Genomic DNA, 18,250 nt, shown 5'->3' on the forward strand with positions numbered 1-18,250 from the left:
ATTCATAAAAATATTTCTATTCAAATTTAAATTTTTCTCTAATATTATACAGGTTATTCTATTAAAATAATTATTTTTCTATTCTTAAAATAAATTCTTTTACAGTTTCTAAAAATAAATCTGGAATCTCTTTATGTGGAGTGTGTCCCACATCAGGAATAATAAATTTATCAGATTTACCTTTTACAAGATCTAATGTTTTATCTACTTGTTCAAGCGTTCCATATTCATCATTTTTCCCTTGAATAAATAAAATAGGAACTACAATATTTGATACAAAATGTTCTATATTCCAATTTTTAAAATCTTTACTAATCCAAGTTTCTGTCCAAGCTTTAAAAATAGTTTCTGTTTTATCCCCATGATATTTTTTAAGACGATTTGGTAGATTAGTTGTTTCGTATGCTTTTTTAGCATCATATATACCTCTAAGAGTAATCTCTTCTACAAAAATATGACCAGCCTCTATAATTGCTCCTTTTATTTGATTAGGATATTTACCTGCTACAATTAAAGCAATTGAACCTCCATCACTATGTCCTAAAAGAATAGGTTTATCAATCTTTAAGTCAATTAATAAGTCAATTAAAATATCTGCCTCTACTTCTAAATAATTCTTTGATCTAATAGATGTTAGCATAGGATCAGATTTTCCATACCCCAATCGATCATATACTAAAACATTACATTTAGTAACTGCGGCAAGTTCATTTGGTAAATTTCTCCACAATTCTATTGATCCTAAACTATCATGTAGAAATACTATAGTAGGTCTATTAGGATATTGATTCATATGGCAAAATGCCATTCCATTTATTTTATTCATATTCAATTAAAAATTAATAGAAAAATCTAATTTATAATTTTATTATTATTTTTCATTTTAACAAGGTTTATGATTATTATAGAGAGTAAAATAATACCAATTCCTATTATTTGTGAAAATGTAACTTTTTCTCCAAGGATTACATGAGCACAAATAACTGCGGCTGGCAATTCTAAAGTAAGTAGTATAGCACTTAATCCTGCTCCTATTTTTGGCATTCCCCAAGTAAAACATATAGGAGGAACAATAGTACCAAAAACAGCTAAAAATATCCCCCATTGTAATAATCCAAAATCCAAATGATTACTTGTTGTTATACTTTTTATATTAATTAGTAAAATCATAATAGCTGAACCTATAGTCATTAAAGCACTTTTCTCGAACATAGGTACATCATTTCCTAATTTACTTGTAAATAATACATATACTATATAAAGAAGTGCTGCTCCTATTCCTAAAAAATCCCTACAAATGAATAATTAATATTATCCATTTCTAGCAAATTACCATCTAAAATAGAACCTATTATAATAAAAATTGCAGAAAAAATTTCTATTATAGATGGTTTCTTTTTATAAAAGATCCATTCTGCAAAAATACTTAACCATGTCATTTGCATCAATAAAACTATTGCTAAAGAAGCGGGTATATATTCTACAGATAAATAATATGTATAAGCAGATATACCCATAGAACTTCCTGCTATAAATAATTTCCACCTTTTAGTATTATGCTGCTTCTTGTTTTTAAAATTACTTATAAAAGCTAGTATTACAAGAATGAAAGCTCCTATCGCTGCTTGTGCAAAAGTTATTTCTCCAGCATTATATCCTTGTCCATATGCTATTTTAGCAAATGAAGATAACATACCATAGCTTAAAGCTCCTATTGCAACTATAATAATATATTTAATCATTTTATATATTTTTTTAAACATATAAAATTACCAAAAACAGCACTAAAATCATTTAAATAAAACTAAATATGTAAAAAACACTAATAAATATATTATATTGTGTTTTTTATACATTTTAAAGCATTAATTGATATCTTTATTGGAAAAAATCCAATGAATGAACTTAATAACCAAGAAATAGAATTGCTTAGATTGCTTCAAAAAAATTCGAAATTTGATATATCAGATTTAACAGATAGGTTAAATATGTCTAGAACTTCAGTATATGACAAAATCAAAAAATTAGAAACCGAAGGTTATATTAAAAATTATGTTGCCATTTTAGATCAACGTAAAATGGGATTGAAATTTACTGTTATAGTCAACGTATCCTTAAACAGTCAACGTATTGAATATGTTGATGAGTTTTTAGAAAAAATATCTAATTTAAATGAAGTTATGGATGTTTATGTTACTGGAGGAATTTTTGATGTCGTTCTAAAAGTTGTTACAAAGGATCCTGATGCATTTAATGATTTTGTAACCACAAAACTTTCAGCTATCCCACACATTAGTAAAATACAAAGTTCATTTGTGATGAGGCATATTAAACAAGTTACGGCTCTTCCATTTTAAATATATTTTTATTTATCTAGAATTATAGATACATTTGTATAAAGTGATTTTTATGCTGAAGGAATTACTAAAGAAGAACACATTAACAAAACAATGGAATTTATATTACTAGACGAAGTTAAATAGATTATAACATTATAAAAATTTAAAATATGAAAATATACGTAACAGCAATTGTGAAAAGTAAACCTGAATTTCGTGAAGAGCTTAAAGCTATTTTAGATAATTTAGTTGTAGAAACAAGAAAAGAAAATGCTTCAATCTTATATGATCTACATCAAAATATAGAAGATGAAAATACTTTTGTATTTTATGAAATTTGGGAAAATAAAGAAGGTTTAGATCAACATAATAAACAACCTCATATGCAAAAATTTGTAGATTTTATAGATGGAAAATTACAAGAAGCAGCACAAATCTATGTAACTAAGATTGTTTAATTTTATAGGACATTTTTTCTCTAATCATTTTTGTAATTATTTTTAGTTATAAAATTTGCAATAGTGATTGAAGCGACATCCTTTTTAGATTGTATACATTTATTAAATGACCAATCTAAAAAGATATAGCGAGAAAGCACGGTGCGAAGCAATTGCCCAAAAAATAAACATAATTTTAAAAAAGTCTAATCAACTTTTATATATAATTACTTAGATAAGTAGAAATTAATTTATTATTCATATATATATAATTGTAAATATATTTGTAAAATGGAATTAAAGCAAATCGTTGAAATTGGTAAATGTTTATCGAATCAAACAAGAGTTGAAATACTAGAATGGTTGAAAGAACCTGATGCAAATTTCCCTGCAAACCACACTGGAATACCAAATAAAGATGGTGTGTGTGTAGGTACAATTCAAGAGAAAGCAGGTTTATCACAATCTACTATTTCTACATACTTAGGTAATATGGAAAGATGTGGTTTACTTAAAATGATCAGAAGTGGAAAATGGTCTTATTTTAGTAGAAATGAAGAAGTTATTGAGCAATTTATTAATCAACTACAGAATAAATTATAATTTATTCTGTAGTTGATTGACCACATTTCTAATTCTTTTTAAAAATTAACATAACTTTATTTTTATATATCTAGATTCGTAGATATATTTGTAAATAAATTATCTGTTGGTATTTTTTCCAACAATCTAAAATATACAATAAATGAATAAAATTAATTTATTAAAAGAATTAAAAACTAACGAATTAGATCTAAGAAATAGAATTGTAATGGCTCCATTAACTCGAACAAGAGCACATAACAAAGATCTAGCCCCTTCTGACCTTATTGCTGAGTATTACGAACAAAGAGCGTCAGCAGGATTAATTATTTCTGAAGGAACTCCAGTAAACCCAAATGCGACAGGATATATAGATGTACCTGGTATTTACTCAGAAAAACAACTAGAAGGATGGAAAAAAGTAACTAGCGGTGTACACGCAAAAGGAGGAAAAATGTTTGCTCAATTATGGCATGTAGGTCGTATTTCTCATCCTGACTTAGTTGAATCGGAACTACCATTAGCCCCATCAGCAATTAATGCAAATTTCCAATCATATACTAGAGATGGGTTTGTAGATACTGTTACTCCAAAAGCAATGACTGAAGAAGATTTAGAAGATACAATTTCTAGTTTTCAAAAAGCAGCAGTTAATGCTATAGAAAATGGTTTTGACGGTGTAGAAATTCATGCTGCTAACGGATATTTATTTCATCAATTTTTTGCTAAATGTTCGAATGTTCGTGAAGATAAATATGGAGGTAGTATAGAAAATAGAGCTCGCTTTTTATTCGATGTTTTAGATCGTATCAATGAAAAAGTTTCAATAGATAAAGTAGGTGTTCGTTTAGCTCCAGACATGGTTAATACTTTTGGAATAGTAAAAGATGATGAAACTGATCTATTATTTGAATATATTGTAAAAAAGTTAAATGAATATAATTTAGCTTATCTGCATATATCTGGTTTCTCATTAGATCCTAATAAAAAGGAAGAAAATATTATTAGAACTGCTAAACATTACCGTAAACTTTATAATGGTACATATATGATAAATAGTGGTTTTACAAAAGATACAGCTAACAGAGCTATAGAAGAAGGTTACGCTGACTTAGTTTCATTTGGTGTTCCGTTCATTGCTAATCCAGATTTAGTGGAGCGTTTTGCTACTAATTCTGCTTTAAATGAAGCTGATAAAAGCACTTTTTATGGTATTGGACCTATAGGTTATACAGATTATCCTACTTTATAATACAATACAAAATTCACTTTTTTTTATTGTTTATAACTCGTTTATAGACAAACAATCAAAAATAAATTATCATTCGACATATTGATTACTGATAATTAAGTCTTTATTAAATTCAAAAACCTGATAAGTAATACTTATCAGGTTTTTAAATATTTAAATTTCTCATCCATCTGTTTATATCAACTTCTGACGATATATTATATTTTTTTCTCAATCTATTTTTTCTAATTTGGACAGCTCTTAAACTTACAAAAGTAAAAACTGCAATATCTTTTGATGAATAATTTAAAAAAATCATTGCACAAAAACTAAGCTCTTTACTTTTTATATTCGGATTGAGTTTTTTCAAATTTTCTACAAATTTTGGATATAATTCTTTAAATAAAATCAAAAATTCTGGTGAATTATTTTTCAATAAACCAATCATTTTTTCGAATTTATAATCATCAATAAGTATTTCAATATAATTATTTTCTACTTTATTTCTTTGCCTTGACTTATAAATAATATAAAAAATAGCTATAAATGAAAAGAATATATAAAAGCTAACTTTTATTGTCAATATATTATTTTCATTTCTCTTTTTTATTTCATCAGATAAAATATTATTTATAATTCTATCTGTAATAATTTTGTTCCCATAATTTAAAGAATCATTTAGAGAGTGATACTTATAATAATAGAAATTAGCTTTTCCTAATTCTATGTTATTATTTATCATGTAATCAGAAAGTAGTTTATAACTTGATAAAATAGCATTCGGATTATTTATTTTTTTTGCATTACTTAATGCTAATTCAAAATTAAAAATAGCTTTTTTTCTGTCTTTTAATTTAGAATAAAGTATACCATATTTTTGTTGAGAATAATACTCAAATGCTTTATTATAATTACTTACTACATCTTGAGCTTTTTTCAAGTATAATTGAGCACTATCATATTTTTCTATATGAATAAAGTATTCTCCGATTTCAGAATAAGTTCTTGAAATTATAAATTCGTCAACATTTAATTTATCTTCTATAATTAATTTATTTTGAAGTTTTAAATATTTATTTACAGAATCTTGATTTCCTAATATTCTATAAACATGAGATAAATTCTGAAAGTATAAAAATTTATGTGTTTTTACATCACTTAAAAATTGATTGTTTTCGAATAAGCTATTTTGTTTTTTTATTTCATTAATTGATAATTGATTCATGTTCAAATTAGCATAAATAATACTTTTTAATCGATATATTTCAATTTTTAAACATGGATAATTATTTTTTTCTAATTTCGATTCAGCTTCTTCTATATAATCGAGACTAGTTTCATATACGCCAGTTTCTAATAAAGCTTTTGCTATGTAAATGTTAGATTTTATTATACCTTTTGTATATTTTTCCTTTCTAGATAATTCTAAAGATTTTTTAGCATATAAAATTGATTTTGATAAATCAAGCTCTGAAAAATATACAAAAGATATTTTTAATAATTCATTAACCTTAATTTCAGTATAATCATTTGCTTTTAGAATAGATAACGATGAGAATATTAAAAATACTAGAATAAATCTAATTCTATTCATTTTTAAATATTTATTTGATGCAAAAATATCAATGTTTCATAAGATTCATACATAAGTTGACCTATTTAACAAATAGATATAAATAATTATATTACAGTATTTTAAATTTTTAAAAAACAGAATTTAAAAAAATGTGAAAAAAATGTGATATATATAAAATTGAGAAATAAATTTCGAAATAATGTAAAGTAAATAATCACATAATATTTAAAAAAAAGTTAGATAAAAAAATAATCTCAATAAAAGTATTCCTAAAATAAACAATAATGTGTTATTAATGTGTTATATTGATTTTTTTAAGATGGTAATTTATTATTTTTCTTTGCTGATAAATATAAGTTTATGAAAAAATTATTAACTTCTTTTAGTATTTTATTATCTTCACTCATGTTTTCACAAGTAGGAATAAATACTGCTAATCCTCAACAACTTTTCCATACTGATGGTAAATATTCTACTGAGACAACAAACCCTTCTTCTGGAGTTCCAACTACTGCTCAACAGGCTGATGATGTAGTTATAACTAACCAAGGTAAAATTGGTATTGGTACAATTAATCCAACAACAAAACTTGAAATAAATAACGGAAGTATTAATGGAGCTATAAAAATAGTAGATGGAACACAAGGTCAATCTAAAGTACTTATGAGTGATGCAAATGGAGTTGGGACATGGCAAACTCCAGCTTCAATAAAACCAGTTGCTCTTGGAGATTTTACATCTGCTGATAACAATGTTAAATCAACTGGAGGTAGTACTCCATTATATAGTAAAGTATATATAAAACTTACAAAAGGTAGATGGGTTGTAAATGCTGGAATAACGATGTTATCTCAATTGTCAAGTTCAACTAGATTTTGGCAACACCTTTATCTATCAAGTTCCAATTCTTCTGTACAACAAGTTGGATTTACACATTTAGGACCAGCAGAAACAAATACTTCTTATGCTGGTGTTTTTCAAATTACAGGAAATGCAGGATCAAATGATGCAAATATGACATTTATTTCTGGTAGTTCTGTTGTAAATGTAACTAATGATGAATTAACACTATATTTAATGATAGAAAATAAAGGAACTAATTATTGGCTATTAAGAGGACAAGCGTATGAGAATTATTTTTATGCAATTCCTCTAAATTAAATAAAAAAGCTAGTAAAAATTACTAGCTTTTCTATTTATTTTCTTTTACCTCTTGTGTACTGTAAAGGCCATTCTATTTCTTCTCTTAATTCCTTAGCCGCTTCTAATGGAAAATAAGGATTTCTTAATAATTCTCGTCCTAAGAAAATTAAATCTGCTTCATTATTCAATAAAATTGTTTCTGCTTGCACAGCATTTGTTATCATACCAACAGTACCTACCAAGATACCATCCACCTCTTTTTTTATTCTAGAAGCAAAAGGTAATTGATAACCTGGTCCTACAGGAATAATTGCATCTGGAATAACTGCTCCAGTAGAAACATCCATTGCATCAACTCCTTTTTCTTTTAATAATTTCGTAAGTTTTATTGATTGCTCTAAATCCCAAGCGCCTTCTTTTACCCAATCTGTTGCTGAAATTCTAACAAATAATGGAACTTTATTTTCTAAGACACTATTCACTGCATCAACAACTTCTAATAAAAGTCTAATTCTATTTTCAAAAGATCCACCATATTCATCTGTTCTTTTATTGGCTAGTGGAGAAAGAAATTCATGTAATAAATATCCATGTGCTGAATGTATTTCTATCATTTGAAATCCAGCTTCAATAGCTCTCTCTGCAGCTTTTTTGAAATCATTCACGACTTTTTCTATTCCTTCTTTATCTAATTCCTTAGGCTCTGGATATTCTTCTATAAATTTTATTGGAGATGGAGCTACAGGTTGCCAACCTCCATTTTTTTCATTTACTGTTCCATCTCCCTTCCATTCTTGGAAAATTTGTGCACTTGCTTTTCTACCAGCATGTCCTAATTGAATTGCAGGAACAGCTCCTTGCTCTTTTATAAAATCTGTAATTTCTTTTAATTTTATAACATGTTCTGGATTATAGATACCTAGATCATTTGGAGAAATTCTTCCTTCTGAACTTACTCCTACAGATTCTACCATAATAGTTCCTGTTCCCCCTACAGCTCTAGAACCATAGTGAACTAAATGCCAATTACTAGCAAAGCCATCTGTTGCAGAATATTGACACATTGGCGACATTACAATTCTATTCTTAAAATTTATTCCTTTAATCTGGAATGATTCAAATAATTTTGACATGATTTATTTAATTTTTACTAAAAGTTAATTTTAATTCTTATTAGGGTATATTTCTTTCTATTTCACTATAATCAGGATAATTTATCCCTCCCGGTATAGTTACAAGTTCTATTATAGTCCCCCAAGGTGTTTTCCCACAAACAAATCGATTTCTATCATCAGTTCCCTCAATAGGTCCAAATATTCGATTAATTTTAGAAAACAACTTTCCTCCTGCTTCTGTAAATAATCTAGCAGCTTCATCAATATCATCAACATAAACTGCAAAATGTTGTAATCCTATATCAGATGAAATAGCTGCAGATTTTTGCTCATCAAAATCATACTGAAAAAGCTCTAAACTTATTCCACTACCTATGGTAAGCATTCTCATATGTAATAATTTTGTATTCTTTTTTAAACCAAGCATTTCTTCTCCTTCTAAAATTCCATTTTCTGGATTCTGAAGATCATAATTTATTTTTGCCTTAAATGCATTCTTTAAAAAAGTTGTAGCTTCTTCCATATTAGGTACTGTCATGGCTACATGATCGATACCTCTAAAAATTTTATTCATATAAAAACTAATTAATAATGTTAAAATAAAACATCTTATTTTTATATCTATAAATGCAAATATATAAAAATAAAGATGTTTTAAAAGTTAATTTATCACAAACTATTTAAACTAATTTATCCTGCTACTTTTCTATGACCTCTATTCTTATTTAAGATAATTATAATTTTATCAAAGAATTTGCAATACTGATTGAAGCGACATCCTTTTTAGATTGGATACATTTTCAACAATTATTCAATGACCAATCTAAAAAGATATAGCGGAAAGCAGGTCCCGAAGGGATTGCCCAAAACATAATTATAAAAAATATAAGAAGTATATAACAGAGAATTAAGGAATTATCTTATTATCTCTCATTGTTTGAAAAGTATTAAATAAATTTTCTAAACTATTACCATTCATTTTATGAAAACCAAAACGTCTGGCTTTATTTACGTCTTGAAAAGCATCTACTTCTACATTAAAAATAAAATCTCCAAAATTCCATTGAACTAACTCATCAAGTTTATAAGGGATAAGATTATATTTTTCAACTATTTTTTCCCATATAGCATTTTTACCAGGCATGTATTCTTGTAAAGAAAAAGTCTGAGGTTCTGCAACCTCTACTCCAAAAAACGCTCCTATTTTTGGCCATACTTGTGACCAACGAAATACATCTCCATTTGTAATATTAAAAATTTCATTTTCTGTACTTACTTCAACTGCTGCCCATTCTAATGATTGTGAAAGAACTTTGGTTCCAGTAACATTTACAAGAACATCATATGCTTTTTTAGTTCCAGGAAAACGCATAGGTATTCCCTCTTCTTTACAAAGAACAACATATATAGCAATTAAATTTGCAAGATTCATAGGGGTTCTTGTTGTAAAACCAATCACAATATCTGGACGAATAGCTGTCCAATTCCATCTTTTTCCTATAGACTGTCTTCTTAAATAATCTTCCTGATCATAATAAAAATTAGGCGTTATACTTCTTGGATCAGTTTCATATGCAGGAGTTTTATAAACACCTAAATGTGCACCATATGCTTTACCGCCTTGAATAAATAATATTCGTTCTAGATTTGGAGAATATTGCTCTAAAACTGGAACTATATTAGAAAGAATTTTCAAATTAGCCTCTGACTGTTCATAAGGTGTTTTCTTTTCTATATAAGCATTAAAAAAGACATGAGTAACATTGTTTAATTTCCCCGAAACCTCATCACTAATTTCTATATCATTTAAATCTAATTGGATAAAATCTACCGACGTTTCATAATTTAGTTTTTTCCTTGCAGACGTTATAACATCCCAATTATTGGATTCTATGAGATAATTTGTAAGATTTCTACCTATTATTCCATTGGCACCCAAAATAAGTGCTGTATTTTTCTTCATAACTTTCTTTTCATGTAAAATTCGATATATATTTTCTATTATAATAATACTAATATTTATTGCTATCTATTAAAATATTAATAGATTTACATTATGGTAAATTTTGAATGGTACAGAACTTTTGTTGCTATATATCAACAAGGAAATCTAACTAAGGCAGCTTTAGAACTATCTATTTCTCAACCAAATGTAAGTGTACACTTAGCGACTCTAGAACAATATGTAGGTGGAAAATTATTTGATAGAATTCCTAGGAAAATGGTTCCTACAGAATTAGGAAAACAATTGTATACACAAATAGTAGAATCTGTAGAAAACTTAACAAATATTGAGACTTCTTTTAAAAAGAAAAATATAAAAAATCAACTCAAAATCAGGTTAGGAAGTCCGTCTGAGTTTTTTTATACTCAGCTATCTCCAAAATTAAAAAATATTACATCACAATTAAATGTATCTTTTGGAAAAGCAGATGATTTAGTAAAATTACTTATAGATGGAGAGTTAGATATTGTAGTAGCGAGTCAGAAAAGAATAGAACAAAAAAATATTATTTACGAGCCTATTCTAAAAGAAAACTTTATAATTATAGGTAATAAAGAAATTGATCTCAATTATTTTAACGAAAATCTTATTAAAAATAATTACGATAAAATAGAAGAATGGTTAATAGATCAAAAATGGTATGCTTATAGTAATGATTTGGCATTTATACGTAGATTTTGGCTCCAAAATTTTAATAAACGCCCAATGATCATTCCTAAATATACTATTCCTAATCTTAATACAATAATTCATTCAATTGCTAAAAGCGGAGGAATAAGTGTAGTTTCTGATTACCTTTTTAATAATTATATTGAAAAAGATAAAATTAAAATCATTTGGGAAGGAAGATCAGAAACCTGTAATACACTATTTTTAGTTTATGATAAAAATAAAATTTCTTCAGAAAAAATAAACGAAATTAAACAACTTATTTTCTAATTAATTGATGAATATTTTTTTTTCAATTCTTCTGTTCTTATTCGCTGATCTTTAATCTGAATAGATAACTGATTAATTTTTGCATTTAATCCCTCATCATTTACTTCAGATTGTTGTATTGTAGTATTCAAAGATATAATTTGATTATCAATATTTCTTAGAGCACTTTCTACGCTTTGTTTTTTCTTCATTAATTTATCAGTAGTTTTATCATCAGAACTTTTCTCTAGTTGATTTGTCAACAAATCTAATTTATCTTCTAAATTTTGTTTTTTATTTTCAACTTTCAATAAAGTATTACTATTCTTAAGATAACTTTTGATTGAATTTCCTTTTTTTTGTTGTGCACTTGCATTATCTCTAGTTAATCTAATTAAATTATCATTAGCTAACCTCAACTCATTTCTAACACAAGCTTGTTTTGTTTTTACTGATAGATCTTTCAAATAATTATATATAGAATTAAATTCATATGACTCTTGGTTAAAAGACATTCCATTCTGATCTGTCAAAGTATTAATAATAGTTGTTTTTCCATTATCATCTTGAACTATACTTATTATAGATTTATAAGTATCATCAGAATTTTTAAACTTTATATTTGCTGCTTCATGCTTTTTAAAAAAACTTGTAGTACCTTCTTTACTATTTACCCAATTTTCCCATGATTTAACAATTACATTATCTGGACAATTTTCTGTAGAGAAAGCAAATGATTTTAAATCTTGACCATTCATTTCGTACTCAACCTCAAACAATCCTTCATCTGTCTGTGCATTAACAGAAAATGATGATAAAAAAATAACAGTTAATAAAAACTTCTTCATTTATAAATATTTAAAATAAATAAACCTAAAACAATAAACAATTTAATAAAATATAAGAGTTTATAAAAGTTGTTGTATAGATTTTTTTTAATAGTTAATTTTAACGAGAATTTAATCACGTTTCATGCAAGCAAAAATATTACTAATTTACACAGGAGGAACTATTGGAATGGCAAAAGATTATGGAGATCAATCTTTAAAACCTTTTAATTTTGACAATTTACTAAAACATATTCCAGAATTAAACTTACTCGACTGTTCTTTCGATTATTATAGTTTTGATACTCCAATAGACTCATCTGATATGAAACCAGAATATTGGATAAACATTGCAGAAACAATAGAGATAAATTACTCCAAATATGATGGTTTTGTCGTTTTACATGGAACTGATACAATGGCATATACAGCTTCTGCTTTAAGTTTTATGATTAATAACTTACAAAAACCTATCATTTTTACAGGATCTCAACTACCCATTGGAGATTTAAGAACAGATGCAAAAGAAAATTTGATAACATCTATACAATTAGCTTCATTAAGAAAAAATGATAAACCTATCATTAACGAAGTTTGTATCTATTTTGAATATAAATTATTCCGTGCAAATAGAGCTACAAAAATTAATGCCGAAAACTTTGATGCTTTTGAATCTCCAAATTATCCTATAATTGGTGTTTCTGGAGTACATCTAGAAGTTAAAGAAGATTTATTATTAAAATCAAACTCTAATAGCCATCTTAACATAAATAAAAATCTTAATGCTGATGTAGGTGTTTTAAAAATTTTTCCAGGAATGAATCGTTCATTTATAGAAAGTGTTTTAAATTCACCTAATGTAAAAGTATTTATTATTGAAGCATTTGGTACAGGAAATATTTTTACTGATGATTGGTTCATTAATTTATTAAAAGAAAAAGTAGATAATGGGATTCATCTTATCATTAATACTCAATGTGCAGGTGGAATGGTTGAAATTGGTCGCTATGCAACAAGTGATGCTTTGTTAGAAATGGGAGCTATATCTAGTTTCGACCTTACAATGGAAGCAGCAATTACTAAAGCTATTTATTTACTTGGTCAAAATTTATCGAAAGAAGAGTTTCGTAAACAATATGAAACCAACTTAAAAGGAGAATTAAGACATCATTTTTATAATTAAAGTTTTTTAAGACAATCCCTTCGGGTCGTGCTTTTCGCTATATCTTTTTAGATTGGTCGTTTAGCGAATGTCGAAATTTATCCAATCTAAAAAGGATGCCGCTTCAATCACTATTTCAAATTCATACCAAAAAGAAAATTAATTAATCAAATAAGAAATAAAAACTTATAAAAAAACAGAACTTATAGTTCTGTTTTTTTATATCTATCAATTCAAATAATATTCTAAAAATAGAATATAAATTAACAATAAGTTTATTTCTTAAAGAGTCCTCCTAACATTCCCATTACATCAGAAGCTCCTAATTTTCCATCACCATCTTGATCTAATAATTTTTCAAGACCACCAAGATTAATTCCTTCAGAAGACCCACTTACTAAACCACCTAACAAATTTGTAATCCCATTAGAATCTAATCCTTGAGAACCCTTTTGTTTTCCTAAGAATCCCATAATTACTGGAGCTAATAAAGCTAAAATTTGAGTTACTTGATTTGTATTTAAACCAGATTTTTGTGAAATTACAGTTTCAACATCTTTTTGTTTATCCCCCAAAATATGAGATAATATCCCTAGCCCATCTTGTTGGTTTGATGATTGACCAAATAGAGATGTTATATTCTCTAATATTCCTCCATCATGTTTTTCTAATGCACTAGAAATCGCTTCTGCTCCACCATTCTGAGCATTTTTATTTAATGCAGATAATAATACAGGAACAGCTGTTGAAACAGCACTTTGTGCTTGAGATTCATCTATTCCTAATTGCTTTGCAGCTGTACCTACTATTTGTTGTCCTATTGATCCTGAAAGTAATGAATTTATGTCCATAAGTTTATAATTTGTATAAAAATAATATTTTTTAATGATTATTTTTCATAAAAATTAATAACTCCATCAAAGTATTTCTATTTTTGTAAATTCAATTTAGAAAATGAAGCAAATTAATCTTTTTTTAGTCTTTATCATTTTGGCTTTAGCATTTGTTCCTGCTATTTTACCAAATCGATTTAATGAAAATATTCAATATGAATTCGATGCTCCAATTGGTTTAGTTTATGATGAATTTTATAATCTTCGCCAATTTTCTAAATGGCAAAAATTTACAGCTTCTGATACTTTAACTATCAAAAAATTTTCTAATACACAAGAGAGTGAAGAAAATTCAATGACATGGGATTCAGAACAAGCTAATATTGCGTCTGGTAAAATAAATATTATTAATTTTTCTATCAATCGATTTGTTAATTATACAATAAAATATGATGGATGGGATAAGTTAGATAGTCTGAATGTAAGATTCAATCAATTAGACAATGGTAAAACTAGAACAACAATTAATTACTTAAGCCAGGAAATACCTTATTTTTATCGTTACTTTTCTTTATTTAAAAATCCTAAAAATAAATTTAAAGAATCTATGGTTGGTTTAAACAATCAAGTAAAATTAAGATTAGATAAAGATAAAAAAGAAGGAAGATTAAATTATGGAGAATACCGAATTGTTGAATTAGGAAAAACTAATTTATTAGCCATTCGAAAACAATCTAAATTAACTGAAAAAGATGTTGCTACTAAAGTTGATGCAGCATTTGAAACCATTTATAAAGCTTTAATGAATAAAGATGGTGAAGGATTTGATTTCGATTTAGGTTTCCCATATATTTATTTTACTGAATTTAATAAAGAAAAAGATAAAACAACATTTTTTGCAGGAATACAATTAATAGAAGATTTACCATTACAAAAAGATATGAAAAAGGTTGTTGTCCCTGCTGGTCAATATTTATTAACACTACATTTAGGTCCTCGCTCTAAAAGACAGCATACAATTGATTTAATGAACAATTATGCAAAATCTAAGAAGCTGAAATTAGATACAAAACAATTAGAAGTTATGTTAAATGATCCTAAGGAAACAGATAGTATAAAACTAATTTCTAGAATTTATATCCCTATTATAAAATAAAACATTCAGAATTAACATTTTTTAAAGTATACTTAGCCACAGAAATGTGGCTTTTTTTGTATTTTTGCAACTTGACTATTATGAGCATGGATAAAGATTTTATTGAAGTTTACGGAGCAAGAGAACATAACTTAAAAAACATTGATGTAAAAATACCTCGTAACGAGCTTGTCGTAATTACAGGTTTAAGTGGAAGTGGAAAATCTTCTTTAGCTTTTGATACAATTTACGCTGAAGGGCAACGTAGATATATTGAAACATTTTCAGCTTATGCTCGTCAATTTTTAGGAGGATTAGAACGTCCAGATGTTGATAAAATTGATGGTTTATCTCCTGTTATTGCAATAGAACAAAAAACTACAAATAAAAATCCTCGTTCTACAGTTGGAACTATCACTGAAATTTATGATTTTTTACGTCTACTTTATGCTCGTGCTTCAACTGCTTATTCTGTAGAAACAAATGAAAAAATGGTTGCTTATACAGATGACCAAATCATAGAACTTATCCGTCAACAATATGATGGTAAAAAAATAGCTATCCTATCTCCTATTGTTCGCTCTCGTAAAGGACATTATCGTGAAATATTTGTTACCTATTCTAAAAAAGGTTTTTTACAAATGCGTATTGATGGTGAATTACAAGATATTGCTCCTGGAATGATGTTAGATCGTTATAAAACTCATGATATTGAATTACTAGTTGATAAGATGTTATTGAATGACAAAGTCAACGATCAACGATTACGTTCTAGTATTGATCATGCTATGCAACAAGGGAATGGAATTACAATGATTTTGAATTATGAAACAAATGAAACAACATTTTTTTCTCGTTCATTAATGTGTCCTACTTCTGGCGTTTCTTATGCATTACCAGAACCAAATACATTTTCATTTAATTCTCCTAAAGGATCTTGTCCTACTTGTTCAGGATTAGGTGAATTAAAAGTTGTAAATGTTGAAAAATTATTTCAAGATCACAATAAATCATTGTTTGATAATCTTGAAGAATTTTTTGAAGTTTTAAAAAATTCTTCTCGTTTAGAAAAACAATTAGAAGCTATTTATGTTAAACATAATATAGAACAAAAAACACCTTATAAAAAATTACCTCAAGAATTACTTGATAATATAATGAATGGTTTAACTGAAACATTAAACGTTGAACTTAAATTTGCATCTGTCAAAAAAACATATAAAATAGATTTTGAAGGATTGAATGAATTTTTATCTGAAATTATGGAAGATAAAAATAATCCTATATCAAATTCTATCAGCAAAAAATTTGGTAAAAAAATAATTTGTCCTACTTGTGAAGGAAAGCGTCTAAAAAAAGAAGCTTTATTCTTCCGTATCGACAATAAAAATATTGGTGAAGTTGCAGAAATGGATTTAATATCTTTACAAAAATGGATAGAAGATGCTCCTATTTCCATGACTGCAAATCAACAGCAAATTGCTAGTGAAATCTTAAAAGAGATTTATATTCGATTGTCTTTTTTATTAGATGTCGGATTAGATTATTTAAGTCTTAATCGTTCTTCTAGAACACTTTCAGGAGGAGAAGCTCAGCGAATCCGTTTAGCAACACAAATCGGTTCTCAATTGGTTAATGTATTGTATATATTAGATGAACCAAGTATTGGGCTACATCAACGTGACAATGTAAAATTAATCGATTCTCTTAAGAAATTAAGAGATATCGGAAATTCTGTTTTAGTTGTAGAACATGATAAAGACATGATTTTAGAATCAGATTATGTGATTGATGTTGGACCAAAAGCTGGTAAAAATGGAGGACAAATTGTTTGGGAAGGAGAACCAAATAAAATGTTGAAATCTGATACATTAACTTCAAATTATTTAAACAATAAATTACAAATTGAAGTTCCAAAAGAAAGACGAAAAGGAAATGGTAATTTTCTAAAAATTATTGGTGCTACAGGAAATAACCTAAAGAATGTCAATCTAACTATTCCATTAGGTGAATTAGTTGTTGTTTCTGGAGTTTCTGGTAGTGGAAAATCTACTTTGATTAACGAAACTCTTTACAGAATTCTTAATCAACATTTTTTCCGTGCAGAGAAAGATCCTATGCCTTATAAAAAAATAGAAGGTTTAGAACATTTGGATAAAGTTATAGAAGTTGACCAATCGCCAATTGGTAGAACACCTCGTTCTAATCCTGCTACATATACAGGAATATTCTCTGATATTCGTGCATTATTTACTAATCTTCCTGAAGCAAAAATTAGAGGTTATAAACCTGGACGTTTTTCATTTAATGTAAAAGGTGGAAGATGTGAAACTTGTCAAGGAGCTGGTTTACGAGTTATAGAAATGAATTTTTTACCAGATATCCATGTTGAATGTGAAACATGTAATGGTAAACGATTTAATAGAGAAACATTAGAAGTTCGTTACAAAGGTAAATCTATTGCTGATGTATTGGATATGACTGTCAATGAAGCTGTAGAATTCTTTGAACCTATTCCAAAAATATATCGTTACGTACAAATGTTACAAGATGTTGGTTTAGGCTATATTACGTTAGGGCAGCAATCTACAACATTGAGTGGTGGAGAAGCTCAGCGTGTGAAACTAGCAACTGAATTAGCAAAAAAACAAACAGGAAAAACAATCTATATTTTAGATGAACCAACAACAGGATTGCACTTTGAAGATGTAAATGTACTAATGAAAGTGATTAATAAAATTGTAGAATTTGGTAATTCTGTCATCATTATAGAACATAATCTTGATGTTATAAAACTTGCTGATTACGTTATTGACATTGGTCCTGATGGGGGAAATAAAGGAGGTAAAATTGTTGCTGAAGGGACACCAGAAGAAATTGCTAACAACCCGAAAAGTGTTACTGGAAAATTTATAAAAGAGGAGCTTAAAAATAATTAAGCTTATAC

At 27.1% G+C, this 18,250-nt stretch carries 18 protein-coding genes; 9 read left to right on the forward strand and 9 right to left on the reverse strand.

Annotated elements, in window-relative coordinates; all coding sequences use genetic code 11:
- Window positions 1-70 precede the first annotated feature (70 nt).
- The 3 genes from RT575_RS09405 to RT575_RS09415 are packed head-to-tail and all read right to left on the reverse strand — an operon-like array spanning window position 71 to window position 1,742.
- A complete protein-coding gene (locus RT575_RS09405; RefSeq protein ID WP_313580406.1) occupies window positions 71-826 on the reverse strand; it encodes an alpha/beta hydrolase in 756 nt (251 codons plus the stop codon).
- A 26-nt stretch (window positions 827-852) separates the two neighbouring features.
- A complete protein-coding gene (locus RT575_RS09410) occupies window positions 853-1,299 on the reverse strand; it encodes a DMT family transporter (protein WP_313580458.1) in 447 nt (148 codons plus the stop codon).
- On the reverse strand, window positions 1,281-1,742 hold the full coding sequence (locus RT575_RS09415; protein WP_313580408.1) for a DMT family transporter: 462 nt from the start codon (window positions 1,740-1,742) through the stop codon (window positions 1,281-1,283). Before RT575_RS09415 ends, RT575_RS09410 begins: the two co-directional genes overlap by 19 nt.
- A gap of 153 nt (window positions 1,743-1,895) precedes the next feature.
- Here RT575_RS09415 and RT575_RS09420 point away from each other — a divergent pair, with 153 nt between their 5' ends.
- The 4 genes from RT575_RS09420 to RT575_RS09435 all read left to right on the forward strand — a co-directional run bounded on the left by RT575_RS09420 (window position 1,896) and on the right by RT575_RS09435 (window position 4,610).
- Window positions 1,896-2,357, forward strand: coding sequence for an Lrp/AsnC family transcriptional regulator (locus RT575_RS09420; RefSeq protein ID WP_313386391.1), 462 nt, complete (start codon window positions 1,896-1,898; stop codon window positions 2,355-2,357).
- Between the two features lie 152 nt (window positions 2,358-2,509).
- Window positions 2,510-2,797, forward strand: coding sequence for a putative quinol monooxygenase (locus RT575_RS09425; RefSeq protein ID WP_313580410.1), 288 nt, complete (start codon window positions 2,510-2,512; stop codon window positions 2,795-2,797).
- A 270-nt stretch (window positions 2,798-3,067) separates the two neighbouring features.
- On the forward strand, window positions 3,068-3,379 hold the full coding sequence (locus RT575_RS09430) for a metalloregulator ArsR/SmtB family transcription factor (RefSeq protein ID WP_313580412.1): 312 nt from the start codon (window positions 3,068-3,070) through the stop codon (window positions 3,377-3,379).
- 142 nt (window positions 3,380-3,521) lie between these two features.
- The gene (locus RT575_RS09435; protein ID WP_313580414.1) at window positions 3,522-4,610 is read left to right on the forward strand and encodes an alkene reductase; all 1,089 of its coding nucleotides are present in this window, start codon (window positions 3,522-3,524) and stop codon (window positions 4,608-4,610) included.
- Between the two features lie 145 nt (window positions 4,611-4,755).
- On the opposite strand, the gene RT575_RS09440 is transcribed toward RT575_RS09435, so the two are convergent.
- Complete coding sequence (locus tag RT575_RS09440; protein WP_313386387.1) at window positions 4,756-6,183, reverse strand: tetratricopeptide repeat protein; 1,428 nt, start codon at window positions 6,181-6,183, stop codon at window positions 4,756-4,758.
- 342 nt (window positions 6,184-6,525) lie between these two features.
- Between RT575_RS09440 and RT575_RS09445 the strand changes: the two genes are divergently transcribed.
- Window positions 6,526-7,326, forward strand: coding sequence for a hypothetical protein (locus tag RT575_RS09445; RefSeq protein WP_313580415.1), 801 nt, complete (start codon window positions 6,526-6,528; stop codon window positions 7,324-7,326).
- Window positions 7,327-7,361: 35 nt separating this feature from the next.
- Here the strand turns inward: RT575_RS09445 and RT575_RS09450 are convergent, their stop codons facing one another.
- The 3 genes from RT575_RS09450 to RT575_RS09460 form a co-directional block, all read right to left on the reverse strand.
- Window positions 7,362-8,441, reverse strand: a complete 1,080-nt coding sequence (locus RT575_RS09450) for an NADH:flavin oxidoreductase/NADH oxidase (RefSeq protein WP_313580416.1) — start codon at window positions 8,439-8,441, stop codon at window positions 7,362-7,364.
- A 40-nt stretch (window positions 8,442-8,481) separates the two neighbouring features.
- Window positions 8,482-8,997, reverse strand: coding sequence for a VOC family protein (locus RT575_RS09455; RefSeq protein WP_313580418.1), 516 nt, complete (start codon window positions 8,995-8,997; stop codon window positions 8,482-8,484).
- A 333-nt stretch (window positions 8,998-9,330) separates the two neighbouring features.
- Window positions 9,331-10,386 (reverse strand): SDR family oxidoreductase, encoded by a 1,056-nt coding sequence (locus RT575_RS09460; RefSeq protein WP_313580420.1) that lies wholly within the window; start codon window positions 10,384-10,386, stop codon window positions 9,331-9,333.
- A 93-nt stretch (window positions 10,387-10,479) separates the two neighbouring features.
- Here RT575_RS09460 and RT575_RS09465 point away from each other — a divergent pair, with 93 nt between their 5' ends.
- Window positions 10,480-11,367, forward strand: a complete 888-nt coding sequence (locus RT575_RS09465; RefSeq protein ID WP_313580422.1) for a LysR family transcriptional regulator — start codon at window positions 10,480-10,482, stop codon at window positions 11,365-11,367.
- On the opposite strand, the gene RT575_RS09470 is transcribed toward RT575_RS09465, so the two are convergent.
- On the reverse strand, window positions 11,364-12,194 hold the full coding sequence (locus RT575_RS09470; protein ID WP_313580424.1) for a hypothetical protein: 831 nt from the start codon (window positions 12,192-12,194) through the stop codon (window positions 11,364-11,366). The two genes, RT575_RS09465 and RT575_RS09470, sit on opposite strands and share 4 nt — an antisense overlap.
- 124 nt (window positions 12,195-12,318) lie before the next feature.
- Here RT575_RS09470 and RT575_RS09475 point away from each other — a divergent pair, with 124 nt between their 5' ends.
- Window positions 12,319-13,356 (forward strand): asparaginase, encoded by a 1,038-nt coding sequence (locus RT575_RS09475; protein ID WP_313580426.1) that lies wholly within the window; start codon window positions 12,319-12,321, stop codon window positions 13,354-13,356.
- 254 nt (window positions 13,357-13,610) lie between these two features.
- Here the strand turns inward: RT575_RS09475 and RT575_RS09480 are convergent, their stop codons facing one another.
- Window positions 13,611-14,186, reverse strand: a complete 576-nt coding sequence (locus tag RT575_RS09480; RefSeq protein WP_313580428.1) for a DUF937 domain-containing protein — start codon at window positions 14,184-14,186, stop codon at window positions 13,611-13,613.
- A gap of 103 nt (window positions 14,187-14,289) precedes the next feature.
- On the opposite strand from RT575_RS09480, the gene RT575_RS09485 reads away from it, so the two are divergent.
- Both RT575_RS09485 and uvrA read left to right on the forward strand, forming a co-directional pair.
- Entirely contained in the window at window positions 14,290-15,324 is a 1,035-nt protein-coding gene (locus RT575_RS09485; RefSeq protein WP_313580430.1) for a GyrI-like domain-containing protein, read from the forward strand.
- An 80-nt stretch (window positions 15,325-15,404) separates the two neighbouring features.
- Window positions 15,405-18,242 (forward strand): excinuclease ABC subunit UvrA, encoded by a 2,838-nt coding sequence (uvrA, locus tag RT575_RS09490; RefSeq protein WP_313580432.1) that lies wholly within the window; start codon window positions 15,405-15,407, stop codon window positions 18,240-18,242.
- Window positions 18,243-18,250: the final 8 nt, after the last annotated feature.

It is taken from the genome of Chishuiella sp., assembly GCF_032109125.1.
Classification (GTDB): Bacteria; Bacteroidota; Bacteroidia; order Flavobacteriales; family Weeksellaceae; genus Empedobacter.